Annotated in this window: 14 protein-coding genes; 5 read left to right on the top strand and 9 right to left on the bottom strand. The window is 36.3% G+C overall.

The features are described from left to right. Positions 1-93: 93 nt before the first annotated feature. The 4 genes from FVQ77_01460 to panC form a co-directional block, all read right to left on the bottom strand. Positions 94-798: a zinc metallopeptidase gene (locus tag FVQ77_01460; GenBank protein MBW8049011.1), complete on the bottom strand. Its 705-nt coding sequence runs from the start codon at positions 796-798 to the stop codon at positions 94-96. An 18-nt stretch (positions 799-816) separates the two neighbouring features. After that, positions 817-1299 carry a D-glycero-beta-D-manno-heptose 1-phosphate adenylyltransferase gene (gene rfaE2, locus FVQ77_01455; protein MBW8049010.1) on the bottom strand — a complete coding sequence of 161 codons (483 nt, stop codon included), beginning with the start codon at positions 1297-1299 and terminating at the stop codon, positions 817-819. A gap of 72 nt (positions 1300-1371) precedes the next feature. Then, positions 1372-2379 carry a flippase-like domain-containing protein gene (locus tag FVQ77_01450; GenBank protein ID MBW8049009.1) on the bottom strand — a complete coding sequence of 336 codons (1008 nt, stop codon included), beginning with the start codon at positions 2377-2379 and terminating at the stop codon, positions 1372-1374. Between the two features lie 267 nt (positions 2380-2646). Beyond that, positions 2647-3591 (bottom strand): pantoate--beta-alanine ligase, encoded by a 945-nt coding sequence (gene panC / locus FVQ77_01445; GenBank protein ID MBW8049008.1) that lies wholly within the window; start codon positions 3589-3591, stop codon positions 2647-2649. A gap of 117 nt (positions 3592-3708) precedes the next feature. Between panC and FVQ77_01440 the strand changes: the two genes are divergently transcribed. The 4 genes from FVQ77_01440 to glmS all read left to right on the top strand — a co-directional run bounded on the left by FVQ77_01440 (position 3709) and on the right by glmS (position 8319). Then, positions 3709-4521: a glycogen synthase gene (locus FVQ77_01440; protein MBW8049007.1), complete on the top strand. Its 813-nt coding sequence runs from the start codon at positions 3709-3711 to the stop codon at positions 4519-4521. 122 nt (positions 4522-4643) lie between these two features. After that, positions 4644-5996: a DUF4270 domain-containing protein gene (locus FVQ77_01435; protein ID MBW8049006.1), complete on the top strand. Its 1353-nt coding sequence runs from the start codon at positions 4644-4646 to the stop codon at positions 5994-5996. 171 nt (positions 5997-6167) lie between these two features. Then, complete coding sequence (locus FVQ77_01430) at positions 6168-6422, top strand: hypothetical protein (GenBank protein ID MBW8049005.1); 255 nt, start codon at positions 6168-6170, stop codon at positions 6420-6422. Positions 6423-6483: 61 nt separating this feature from the next. Continuing rightward, positions 6484-8319, top strand: a complete 1836-nt coding sequence (gene glmS, locus FVQ77_01425; protein ID MBW8049004.1) for a glutamine--fructose-6-phosphate transaminase (isomerizing) — start codon at positions 6484-6486, stop codon at positions 8317-8319. A gap of 214 nt (positions 8320-8533) precedes the next feature. Here glmS and FVQ77_01420 read toward each other — a convergent pair whose 3' ends face one another. Continuing rightward, a complete protein-coding gene (locus FVQ77_01420; GenBank protein ID MBW8049003.1) occupies positions 8534-9256 on the bottom strand; it encodes a 3-hydroxyacyl-CoA dehydrogenase in 723 nt (240 codons plus the stop codon). Between the two features lie 91 nt (positions 9257-9347). On the opposite strand from FVQ77_01420, the gene FVQ77_01415 reads away from it, so the two are divergent. Beyond that, positions 9348-9731, top strand: a complete 384-nt coding sequence (locus tag FVQ77_01415) for a RidA family protein (protein ID MBW8049002.1) — start codon at positions 9348-9350, stop codon at positions 9729-9731. A 178-nt stretch (positions 9732-9909) separates the two neighbouring features. Here the strand turns inward: FVQ77_01415 and FVQ77_01410 are convergent, their stop codons facing one another. The 4 genes from FVQ77_01410 to mtnA all read right to left on the bottom strand — a co-directional run bounded on the left by FVQ77_01410 (position 9910) and on the right by mtnA (position 12448). Next, on the bottom strand, positions 9910-10266 hold the full coding sequence (locus FVQ77_01410; protein ID MBW8049001.1) for a hypothetical protein: 357 nt from the start codon (positions 10264-10266) through the stop codon (positions 9910-9912). A gap of 28 nt (positions 10267-10294) precedes the next feature. Then, positions 10295-10711, bottom strand: coding sequence for a hypothetical protein (locus FVQ77_01405; GenBank protein ID MBW8049000.1), 417 nt, complete (start codon positions 10709-10711; stop codon positions 10295-10297). A gap of 12 nt (positions 10712-10723) precedes the next feature. After that, the gene (locus FVQ77_01400; GenBank protein ID MBW8048999.1) at positions 10724-11212 is read right to left on the bottom strand and encodes a hypothetical protein; all 489 of its coding nucleotides are present in this window, start codon (positions 11210-11212) and stop codon (positions 10724-10726) included. A gap of 78 nt (positions 11213-11290) precedes the next feature. Next, a complete protein-coding gene (gene mtnA / locus FVQ77_01395) occupies positions 11291-12448 on the bottom strand; it encodes an S-methyl-5-thioribose-1-phosphate isomerase (GenBank protein MBW8048998.1) in 1158 nt (385 codons plus the stop codon). Positions 12449-12511: the final 63 nt, after the last annotated feature.

Genomic DNA, 12511 nt, shown 5'->3' with positions numbered 1-12511 from the left:
AGTTGCCATAAAGCCATATAACCATCTTAACAATTGAACAATGAAATAATATATTTTATGATTACAATATTGCGTAATTAAATTGTTGCTACACTAGTCTCTTCTTCCCATAAACATTGCAATAAAATACAGCAACGTAACCAGTGAGCCAATCGCTACAATCACATAGGTCATTGCGGCCCACCATAAAGCATCTTTTGCCATAGCATGTTCCTGGCTGGTTACTATACCTTGCCGGTTGATCCAGGTCAATGCTCTTCGGCTTGCATCAAACTCAACTGGTAAAGTTACAAAAGTAAATAAGGTCATAATGCTGTAACATGCAATAATAAGCAATAAAATATTATCATATGGGAAAGCTTCAAATAAAAATGCTCCGCCAAAAATACTTACCATTACTATAATATTCATAATTTTTCCGCTAATATTTTGAATAGGGACCAAAGCCGTACGCAATTGTAAAAACGAATAAGCTGAAGCGTGCTGAACCGCGTGCCCGCATTCATGAGAAGCCACTGCAGCAGCAGCAGCATTCCTGCCTTGATAAACCTCAGGACTCAAATTCACAGTTTTCTTAACCGGGTTATAGTGGTCAGTAAGCCGGCCTTGCACAGAAAGTACTTTAACATCAAATATCCCATGGTCAAGCAACATTTTCTCAGCAATTTCCTTTCCGCTGAGATCAGATCTTAAACCAATCTGTGAATATTTTTTAAATTTATTCTTCAGCCTTTTACTTATAACCAGGCTGATAACAAACATAATTCCGCCAATAATGTATACTCCTATCATAATTATTGTTGATTTATTGATTAATTATTTTAACGATTTTATCTTTTCAATAATACCGGAACTTGAATAGCCCTCAATATAAGGAATTGTTTTCACTTCTCCGCCATTTTTTTTTATAATATCATGTCCCACAATTTTATCAACCGCATAATCATCCCCTTTTACCAAAACGTCAGGTGCCAGCAATTTGATGAGCTCGTAAGGCGTATCTTCATTAAATAATACAACTGCGTCTATGAATTCAAGCGAAGCCAATACCCTTGCCCTCGATTTTTCATCCTGTACAGGCCTGTCTTGCCCTTTAATTTGTTTTATTGAATCGTCAGTATTTAATCCTACTACTAATTTATCCCCAAATTTACGGACTTTTTCCAAATAATCAATATGTCCGAGATGAAGAATATCAAAACAGCCATTGGTGAAAACAATTTTGTAACCTTTAGCTTTCCACTCTTTTAGTTTGAGGGTTAAGTGTTTCGTATTCATTATTTTTTCTGCAGTGTTCATTGGACATTGGTCGTCATGGATTTATTTTGAGTATTGAGACATGAGATATGAGGTTTGAGACAACCACACATTTCATATCTTTTTTAGTTTTTTTGCTATTATTATGCTAATAATAAAACAAACACTTCCGGTCAATGCTACTGTAATAAATTGCGATGTATGATATAGTGTTGCAAAGGCTTTTCCGTCATCAAAAGGTAAACCATACAATTCTAGTGCTTTAGCAACAAAAAGATGAAATGCACCAATACCACCCGGGACAGGAGCGGTCATACCTATGCTTCCAACTACCAAAATTGTTATAGAAGCCAATGGACCTAACCTGCTGGTGGATTCTAATGCAAAAAAGAAAGTATAGGTCATCAGATAGTATAAGAACCACATTAAAAAAGTGTATAATAAAAATCGCCATTTATTTTTTAGTCTCAAAATGCTCAAAAAACCTTCCACGATCCCTTGCCAAAATCTCATAACTTTTACATATATTAATGTTCTTCTGATCTTTTTTTTATAAAGAATGGCAAGGACAATTACTATAACAACAGCAAGAATAAATATTATAATAAATAAATAAAATTGCTGCAAATTTCTTTCTATACCCTTAATTATTTCAGTAAAAACACCTGCAAATAACCCACTCAAGCGGTCAAACTCAAACAAAAGTGTTACTCCTATTAAAAAGAGAAGCGTGATCAGATCAAATGCACGTTCTGCTATCACTGTACCAATAGAAGTTTTAAAAGGTATTTTTTCAATTCTGTGTAAGATACCGCATCTTGTCACTTCTCCCAGGCGGGGATAAACAAAATTTGCCAAATAGCCAACCATCACAGCCACAAAGGTATTGCTGACTTTAGGAGAATACCCCAACGGCTGCAGGATCAGGTTCCATCTTAATGAACGCAAGAGATGACTTATCAATGAAATTACAATCGAAGCCAAAACCCATTTATAATCAGCATTTTGTAAGTCTTGCTGCATTTTGGACCAATCTATGTCTTTAAAGACATACCAGAGCAACAAGATAGCAATGGCTAATGATAAAGTGTATTTTAAGATGGATATGAGGATTCTCTTCATTTTACAAAAGATACGAAGGTACGAAAAATATAGGGTTGCAAAATAATTGCATGAATATATGTATGTATGCACCTCCACATATTACATAAAGTTAATAGCAGTTAACAACAGTTAACAACGGTTGCTTAAAACACTGCTTTTTTGCTATATGCTCCTTTTTTTCAAGATTAAGCATATAAAAAAGTAACCGATATTAACCATTATTAACCGCTATTAACTGTTTTTAACCATGTTAGGCAATCATGCAACCGTACTATCATTAACTATTCATTCTATCATTAAGTTATCAACCAACCTAACATTACCTACAAAGGCCGCTATACACAGTGCAATTTTATGATGATTTTTTATATCCTTTAATATTTTCAAAGTTTCACCATCTACAATTTCGAAATATTCCAGTTCAATACCCCGAAACTGAGAAATAAACTCTTTAACTTTTTTTTTAGTATCTTTAATTATATGATTGATTTGTAATTTTTCTATTAGAGCTGACTGATTACCCCCGATATTATCCTCCCCGGGTAACCCGGGGGGACAGGCGGGATTTCGCTGATGCTTAACAATCCGTACTAAAGAATTTTTACCTAAAACAAGCGCTTTATAAATATTGGGAGCTATTTTCCTGGCTTCATTACTTAATCTAATATTTCTTGAAGAAATTGCCAACCCATCATTTTCACGCACAACCGGGCAGCAAACCAATTTTATACCGAAAGAAAGATCTTTGACCAATTGCCTTAATATGATAAACTGCTGCAGATCCTTTTGACCAAAATAAGCAACATCAGGTTTTATAATGTTGAATAACTTTGAGACAATTGTGGCAACACCGCTAAAATGTCCTGGTCTATGTTTTCCTTCCATAATCGTGTCTAAATAACCAAAATCAAACTTTACCAATAGCGATTCAGGATATATAATACGATCATCCGGGCAGAACAAAACATCACATTCATTTTTTTTTAATAATTCACTATCCTTGTCAATATCTCTGGGATAGGATTGCAGATCTGATTTGACGTTAAACTGGAGGGGATTAATATAAATGCTGCAAACCGTGATATCATGATCATTTTTGCAGGCCTGAACCAATGACAAATGCCCCTGGTGCAATGCACCCATCGTTGGTACAAAGCCAATTGCCTTTGAACTTCGCTTTTTTTTTGCTAAATATTCTTTTAGAGCGTGAGGTTTATAGAATATTTCCATGATCTTTCAGAAATCAGAAAACAATATTAAAAATTTTTTACATAATATTTTGCAATATTAAAATAATTATATAACTTTGCAGTCTGTTAATCTACTTCAAACCTAAACTACTAAAAAATGTCAAAATTAAAAATACTTTACGTAGCCAGCGAGATTGATCCTTTTCTGCATACATCAAGTGTGGCTGAATTTGTTCGCAAGTTGCCTCAGGGTATGCAGGAAAGAGGCATGGAAATAAGGATCATGGTCCCCTGTTTTGGACTTATAAATGAGAGAAAAAACAGATTGCATGGAGTTATCAGGCTGTCGGGAATAAATATTTCCGTAGGTGAAGAAGAAAAACCGTTGGTCATAAAAGTTGCATCTATACCCAATGCAAAGCTGCAGGTCTATTTTATAGATAATGAAGATTACTTTCACAGAAAATCGGTATTCTTTGATAAAGATGACAATTTCTATCACGACAATGATGAAAGAGCTATCTTTTTCTGTAAAGGTGTTGTTGAAACGGTTAGGAAATTAGGCTGGGCTCCTGATATTGTTCATTGCCATGATTGGATGAGCAGCCTGATCCCAATGTATCTGAAAACTACTTACAAGAAAGATCCTATATTTCAAAATTCGAAGGTGATTTTTGCTGTTTATAATCACTTTTCTAATTATAAGTTTGACGATAGCTTGTTAGGTAAGGTTAAAATGTTTGATACTGACGAGAACATGCTCAAAAGTCTTAAGACTGTAGATTTGGAAGGTTTTATCAAGACGGGTATGGAGTATGCCGATGCTGTGGTTAAAGCTGAAGATGAATACAGCGATACCCTTAATAAGCTTTTTGCAGAATATGAAAACAAAATGAAGGTTGATACGGTAGAAGCTAAAGAAAATCTGGTAGAATCACACTTTAACCTTTATAATGAACTTTTAAATTAAGGCGGATAAATATCCCGCACCTGTGTGCCCCCTCAGAATACCTGGGGGTATGCACAGGAGCAAAGACGCTAAAAACGCAACGAGGATTGATTTGTTAATTTAGTAAAAAGGCATTACAACGAATGTTAACGATTTATAAGACTTCGCGTGCTTTACGTCTTTGCGGGGAAAAAATATTTTCTAAAAAAGACTTTCCCTTATCTGCTTTCATCAGTATATATTTGCTTGTAACGGTTTTTATTACCTCCTGTAAAGACCCTGATATTGGCCTTATTCCCGATGAACGGATCGGGACGCATTTTACGGATACCTTCACAATAAGATCTTCAATTATTCTTATTGATTCGATTAAAACCTCTAACACTGTTTTTCTTTTGGTTGGAGAGTATAATGATCCGAAATTTGGGATTGTAAAAGCAGAAAGCTATGCACAGGTACAACCTGCTCGATTTAACACAAAATTTGGTACCAATCGTGTTTTAGACTCCATAGTGCTTTATCTGGATACCGCTTATTTTTATGGGGATAGGAATAATGTTCAGACTATTGAAATTTATAAATTGGATGATACATTATCCAGTACAACCTATTACAATTTTGATACCAAACCATTTGGTAATCAGCTTTTAGGCTCAATAAATTTTAAACCATCTCAGTTGGGTACTACGATATTATCAATTAAACTTTCGGATCAAATTGGTAATGAACTATTGATACTTGATTCGGCTTTACTAGATTCTACTGAATTTATTAATAATGAATTTAAAGGGATAGCTTTAGTTCCAAAAAACAGCGGCCTTATTTGCGGATTTACTATTTCAGCTTTAACCAATAATTCAGCCATAATATTATATTATCAAAATGAGATAGAGGATAGTATTGAATTGAAATTCCAAATCAATACAGCTGGTGCCAGATTTAATCACATTGAAAGTAATAGAACTGGTACCGCAATAGAATTTTTAACCAATACCAATGAACTTCCGAGTAATCAAACAAATGAAGAATGTTATTTACAGGCAGGAATAGGAATAAGAACAAAAATAGAATTTCCTTATCTGGATATTTTTAAAGACAGCGTGGGTGATATTGCTATCAATAAAGCTGAACTTGTATTAGATGTTATAGATGGTAGTATAGACAACTTTGAGCAGCCTTTTGTTCTTATCTTGTTTGAGGCAGACTCAAATAGCCAAATTACCAAATCTGAAAATGGAGTCAATAAAATTATTTACCCCGATATTAGCTGTATCTCCCTTATCCCTGAAGCTATTTGCTATGATGAAGATGAACAAACTTATACTGCTGACTTGTCGAGTTATATACAAGCTTTCTCGTATAATAAAATATCTAGTGATGGAATTATTATTTCTCCAAGTTCGATTAACTTAACTGTCAACAGGCTATTATTTGGCAGTAATAAACACCTGGCTAACCCAATGAAACTAAAAGTTTATTATACCGTTATTAAATAGAAAATGGAAATTTGAAAATGCCTGCCAGCCGTCCCGAGTAACTCGGGATCAGCGCAGGCAGGGAAAATAGTATAATCCAATTCCTAATTTCCATTTGCAGACGAAGACATTAATGAAAATTGGAAAAATTATAAAAATGCTTTTATAAAGTAAGAATAAACTATGGAAACTTTGGAATATAAACACGCTATTTTAGGTACAGAATTCGATCGTTATGTAATTGAGCACCCCGAATTTGCAGAGAAAATTCCACGGAATGCTCAAATTATATTACAAATTGAGGATGACGAAGAATATAATGAATGGAGCAGACAATTAGCTGAAAAGCAACGTGAACCAAATCAATCTGCGATTTATGTAAATGTGAAGGGCCTAAAGCCGGTTAAATCCAGGCTTATTAAACCTGAAATAGCTTCTGTAATGTGATAATTTCATTTTTGCAATAATAGTTATTTTTTTTAATTTAGATTTTTAGGATTAAATAAAAATGTGCGGAATAGTAGCATACGTAGGAAAAAGACAAGCCTATCCGGTACTTATCGAAGGTCTTCACCGGTTAGAATACAGGGGGTATGATAGTGCAGGAATCGCACTCCTTAATGGAGAGCTTAATGTTTATAAAAGAAAAGGTAAGGTGAGCGATCTGGTTGAATTCGTTAAGGATAAAGACACAGAAGGTACCGTAGGGATGGGGCATACCCGCTGGGCAACCCATGGTGAACCCAATGATATCAATGCCCATCCGCATTACTCTGCATCTAAGAATCTTACCATCATCCACAATGGTATTATTGAGAATTATTATTCACTTAAAAAAGAATTAATGAGCAGAGGGCATAAGTTCCGGGGTGGTACGGATTCGGAGGTGTTTATTCATTTTATAGAAGATATTCAGCAAAACAATAATTGTTCCTTGGAAGAAGCAGTAAGGCTGGCGCTAACCAAGGTAGTAGGCGCTTACGCTATCGTGATCATTTCAAAAGATGCTCCCGACCAGCTCATTGCAGCACGCAAAGGCAGTCCTTTGGTTATTGGTATAGGAAAAAATGAATTTTTCATAGCTTCTGATGCTACGCCATTTGTTGAATATACCAATAAAGTGGTTTACATGAACGAGTATGAAATTGCTGTGATCCGTAACGGTAAGCTAAAAATTCGCACCATAGAAGACATTGAGAGCACACCTTATATAGAAAAGCTTGATATACATTTAGAATCTCTGGAGAAGGGCGGTTACGATCATTTTATGCTCAAGGAAATATTTGAGCAGCCGCGATCTATCAAAGACAGCATGAGAGGAAGGCTTATCGCAGCTAAAGGTCATCTGAGACTGGGTGGTATTCAACAATACGAAAACAAGCTGTTAAATGCTGATAGGATAATAATCGTTGCTTGTGGCACTTCATGGCATGCCGGCCTGGTAGCAGAGTATATCTTTGAAGAGTTTGCCCGGATTGCCGTAGAAGTTGAATATGCATCTGAATTCCGCTACAGAAATCCTGTGATCAAAGAGGGTGATGTGGTCATTGCCATTTCTCAATCTGGTGAAACAGCTGATACTTTGGCTGCTATCGAGCTGGCCAAGGCAAAAGGCGCCATTATTTTTGGTATTTGTAATGTAGTTGGCTCATCTATTGCAAGGGCTTCGCATGAAGGCGCCTATACACACGCAGGCCCGGAAATTGGAGTCGCCAGTACAAAAGCATTCACTGCCCAAATTACTGTGCTAACAATGTTGGCTTTGATCATTGCCCGTAAAAAAGGCTCTATTACTGAGAGTAAATTCAGAGAATTGCTCATTGAACTTGATAATATTCCTGCTAAAGTTGAACGAGCGCTCAAACTTGATGGCAAGATCAAAACAATAGCTAAAACCTTTAAAGATACTAAGAACTTCCTGTACCTCGGCAGGGGATATAATTTCCCCGTGGCTTTAGAAGGGGCGCTTAAACTGAAAGAAATATCTTATATACACGCTGAAGGTTACCCAGCTGCAGAAATGAAGCATGGCCCCATCGCTTTGATAGATAAAAAAATGCCTGTGGTTTTCATCGCAACAAAAGACAGCTCTTATGATAAGGTAGTATCAAACATCCAGGAAGTGCTGGCCAGAAAGGGCCGTGTAATTGCAATTGTAACAGAAGGAGATGATACAATCCCAAAAATGGCTGAATTTGTTATTGAAGTACCTGCTACAGATGAAACCCTCATGCCGCTGATCTCTGTGATTCCTTTGCAGTTGCTTTCTTATCATATTGCAGTATTGCGGGGATGTAATGTTGACCAGCCGAGGAATTTGGCTAAGTCGGTGACAGTGGAATGATGCCGGAAGCCAGATAATGAAACCACGAATTACATTTTAAATAAAAAATGCTTTAAAAACCAAGGAGATAATGCCAGCCAGTACTATTACCAACATCCATTTAACAAGTAATAATTCAGCTTTTACTTTTCCTATTTCTTCTTTAAATTCAGTTCTTACTTTCTCTAAATCTAATTTAGTGGCTAAATTATTTTGCTGCTTTTCAACTTTACTTTCAATAAAAACATTCTTTTTTCAGATATTTTTCCTTTAGCAAAGGGCAGGTCTTATAACGCTCCTCTTTCGTATCTTCATAAATTGCTTTCAATGTTTCATAAACGTTTTTCACACCTATCATATCTGCCCACTGAAAAGGGCCGTAAGGATAGTTCGTACCAAGCTTCATTCCCTGATCAATATCGGCAATACTTGCAGTGCCTTCCTGCAATGTGTAGCAGGCTTCATTGATGATCATACATATCACCCTCGGTGTAACCATACCTACCCTGTCTTTGACTACCAAATATTCAGTACCTAAGTCTTTACATACACGATCTAAGATATCCGCATTTTTTTCATCCGGAATGGATACTTCCAATATGGTTCTGTTCACCATCGTAGGTAAGCCATTGAATCCAAACATGGGGATTGCGGATTTGGAATTTTTGGTAACAGGATATTTATAATAAATTTCTGCCAAAGATATTTTTACTGCATTCACAAATAAGACCAGTTTTTCCTGTTTCGAACCTGCCTCCCGAATCCCCAAAGGCGCAGGCAGATATAATTTTATACCTTCAGGATTATTTTCCAGTGTGAAATCAAATACAACTTCTATGTTCCTGACAACATCTTTTGTCAGTTTTTCAATACCGATAAACGTGTAAGAATGTTTTGATATAAATTTTTCCCGGAACTCATCAAAAGAATTTTGTTCTCCAACAACTAATATTTCCATGATATTTAGTAGTTTTGTTAAAAGTTTAATATACTAATAATAAAATGCTAATATACGAATAAGGGTATAATGCTAATATACTAATTTATTTATGGATAAGACTATAATTAAAACTGATGATGCACCTTCCCCCATTGGCCCTTATAGCCAGGCGGTTTTGAACAATAATATTTTATACGTATCCGGCCAAATAGCCATTCATGCTGCTACAGGTGAAATAGTAAATGATACTATAGAAAATGAAACGCACCAGGTGATGAAAAACTTAAGCGCTGTTTTAAAACAGGCTGATATGAATTTTACCAATGTTGTCAAATGTACGATCTTCGTGAAAGACCTCAATGATTTTGCAAAGATAAATGATGTTTATGGCAGTTATTTTTCATTTAATCCTCCTGCCCGGGAAACGGTAGAGGTTAGCAGGTTGCCTAAGGATGTTAATGTAGAAATATCGTGTATTGCGCATAGCGCTTAGAGCAAAGTGCAAAGCGCATGGCGTAAGACTACGGGTTGCTTTTACGCTATGCGCCATGCGGTTGGTGCATGAGCAGTAGCGGTTTAAAACTACGTCCTTGTCCCCGAAACGTAATGTTTATTGAAAGCACTAAACTGTATATTTACTCGTCAACCGCTATTGCTTATGCACATTGTTATCATCTTTTGCTCGCATTCTTCCGCTTTGTACTTTTTTTAAGATTTAGTTTCCAGAGGGATTTTTTTATTAAAAATCCAATCCCCCAAAACAACAGAAGAATTACAATATTTACTCCATTTCCTAATATCCAAAATATCCCAATCGGAATTAGGCTTGCCAGACCGCATATATATTCTCCCGTTTCAGAATTATACCCGACTTGCACTGGAAATATCCAAGGAGCAATAAGAAACAGTACGAATGCTATATAAAAAATCTCTCTCCTTTTAATTTTCCATTTTACTTTGTCTAAAACCATGAGTGTAAATAGAACAATCTGAATCAGCCAAATGGATATTAAATAAAATCCTTCCATATTATTTTATAGCCATTGTTGGTGGCTGTTAAATTTTGTGCCAGTATATGTCCTTGAAATAAATTTCTTTTTCTCGAGTGTTATTATAATGCCCAAATCTTCGATGAGTACGGAGTCCGTACTTTTTCCATTTACTTTTGATTTTCAAGATGTGCTCTGAAGTGTCTTTCTTTATTTCAATGTTCCTATTACTTTTTGAATTGCATCTCCATATTTTAATTGCATTTCCAAGGTCACACGTAGCCCAAGTAATTGTAGTTTCATATTTTCCGTTTTCATTCGTTTCAACTCTAACTCCATTAAAATAGAATATCATATTTGTTAAAGGTTTCTTAGTCTTTTTATCAAATATTGTCCCGGCCATAGTGATTTCCCCTCTTAATCCTTTAGAAAATCCGTATGTGACAATTGATACAAAACAGAACAAAATGATAACCCTTTTCATTTGTTTTCTTTTTTAATCGCGCACGGTCCACTTTTTTATTTGGCTATCATATACTTTTCTATGCCAGCCGTCCAAATTGTAACTCACTGTAAATTTTTGCTTTGTCGAGTCAATGTAATAGGAAATGTCAGGTAAATGGTCTTTTGATTTTAGCTTGTCCAGTGTTTCTGGATATTGTCTGTTATCGTCTTTGTATTGGTCAAGGTCTGCGATAATTTGTATAGCTGCATTTTGTCTTTCGTTTTCTTTGAGTTTGTGGGCTGTAATTGCTGTCACCATTGAAAATGTTAAATAGAGTAACCCAAGTCCAGGGTATATAAAAATTCGCGTTTTTCTTATCAAGTCAACAATACCGATTAAAATTGTAAGTCCGAGAAACCCAAGGGTCAAAAAGCCAAGATAAATGAATCCAAAAATTGTCCCGTTTGAAACTCCCAGGCCGATGAGTATCGAAACTGTCAAAAGTCCTGCCGCTATTAATATGATTGTCTTACGTGTCATTATTCAATAGTCCTCGATTGTCAAAGCCCGCTTGCAGCTAACTCTATGCTCTATGCTCTATGCTCTATGCTCTATGCTCTATGCGCCATGCTCTACGCGCATTTCCTGATTTTCAGGAAACAGCCCTGATATACTTTCCTCATTGGGCAGGCAAATACCTCTTTCTGTGATCAGCGCAGTAACCAAGCGGGCAGGGGTAACATCAAATCCATAATTGGCTGCAGGACTTCGCTTCGGTGTAATACGTACCTTTTTACTGCTACTGTTACTACTACTGCCACTTATTCTACCAACTCCCTCACACCAGCCATCAACGTAGTGTACCTCATCCGCATCACGTTGTTCTATAGGTATTTCTTTTAACCCGTCCCGTATGTTCCAGTCAATTGAAGATGAAGGCAATGCAACATAAAAAGGAATGCTATTATCTTTTGCCGCTAATGCCTTCGGGTAGGTGCCTATTTTATTGGCAACGTCCCCCGTATAAGTAGTACGGTCTGTTCCAACTAAAACCATATCTACCAAGCCACGCTGCATCAAATGCCCGCCTGCACTATCTACGATCACTGTATGTGGGATACCATACTGAGCCAATTCCCATGCAGTAAGTTTTGAGCCCTGGTTTCTCGGGCGGGTTTCATCTACCCAGATGTGAATGGGAATACCTTTATCATGCGCTAAAAACATAGGTGCGGTTGCCGTTCCATAGTCAACACAGGCTAACCAGCCGGCATTGCAATGGGTAAGGATGTTGACGGGCTGTTCTTTTTTATTTTGATATATTTTTTCAATTAAACTTAATCCATATTCTCCAATCTTTTTACAGGTTTGCACATCGGCTTCAGCCAATTGATTGGCTGTTTTTAGGGCAATGTCCCTCATTTCTAATATAGTTTTTCCCTGGCTGATAGCTTTTAGCTGTTTTTCAACAGCCCATAGAAGATTTACGGCTGTAGGCCGGGTAGCTTTCAACTTCCCTGCTGCCTTCTGCATAAAATTATCATCAGGTTTTGAAACCTGTAATGCGGCTAAATACATTCCATAGGCAGCCGTAACACCGATAAGCGGAGCACCACGCACATACATTTCTTTGATAGCCCGGGCAGCATCATTTACAGTAGAAAGGTTTTCTATCACAAATTCAAAAGGCAGCTTTCGCTGGTCAATGATTTGGATGATCTTTGGATCATCAGGTTTTATCCGGATTGTTCGGTATGGTTTGCCGTTGACTAACATAAATAATAACCACAAGAATTTTTTTAAACAAAATTAGTTAAAATTTCAGAATAAAAAAGAAAT

This window comes from Cytophagales bacterium, assembly GCA_019456305.1.
Classification (GTDB): domain Bacteria; phylum Bacteroidota; class Bacteroidia; order Cytophagales; family VRUD01; genus VRUD01.
This window is presented reverse-complemented; position numbering and strand designations above follow the sequence as displayed.

Bases quoted from the DNA above. Each gene is read 5' to 3' on its own strand.
- FVQ77_01420 (MBW8049003.1), bottom strand. From the start codon at position 9,256: ATGGAAATATTAGTTGTTGGAGAACAAAATTCTTTTGATGAGTTCCGG.
- FVQ77_01400 (MBW8048999.1), bottom strand. From the start codon at position 11,212: ATGACACGTAAGACAATCATATTAATAGCGGCAGGACTTTTGACAGTT.
- mtnA (MBW8048998.1), bottom strand. From the start codon at position 12,448: ATGTTAGTCAACGGCAAACCATACCGAACAATCCGGATAAAACCTGAT.
- glmS (MBW8049004.1), top strand. From the start codon at position 6,484: ATGTGCGGAATAGTAGCATACGTAGGAAAAAGACAAGCCTATCCGGTA.
- FVQ77_01440 (MBW8049007.1), top strand. From the start codon at position 3,709: ATGTCAAAATTAAAAATACTTTACGTAGCCAGCGAGATTGATCCTTTT.
- panC (MBW8049008.1), bottom strand. From the start codon at position 3,591: ATGGAAATATTCTATAAACCTCACGCTCTAAAAGAATATTTAGCAAAA.
- FVQ77_01450 (MBW8049009.1), bottom strand. From the start codon at position 2,379: ATGAAGAGAATCCTCATATCCATCTTAAAATACACTTTATCATTAGCC.
- FVQ77_01435 (MBW8049006.1), top strand. From the start codon at position 4,644: ATGTTAACGATTTATAAGACTTCGCGTGCTTTACGTCTTTGCGGGGAA.
- FVQ77_01410 (MBW8049001.1), bottom strand. From the start codon at position 10,266: ATGGAAGGATTTTATTTAATATCCATTTGGCTGATTCAGATTGTTCTA.
- FVQ77_01405 (MBW8049000.1), bottom strand. From the start codon at position 10,711: ATGAAAAGGGTTATCATTTTGTTCTGTTTTGTATCAATTGTCACATAC.
- rfaE2 (MBW8049010.1), bottom strand. From the start codon at position 1,299: ATGAACACTGCAGAAAAAATAATGAATACGAAACACTTAACCCTCAAA.
- FVQ77_01415 (MBW8049002.1), top strand. From the start codon at position 9,348: ATGGATAAGACTATAATTAAAACTGATGATGCACCTTCCCCCATTGGC.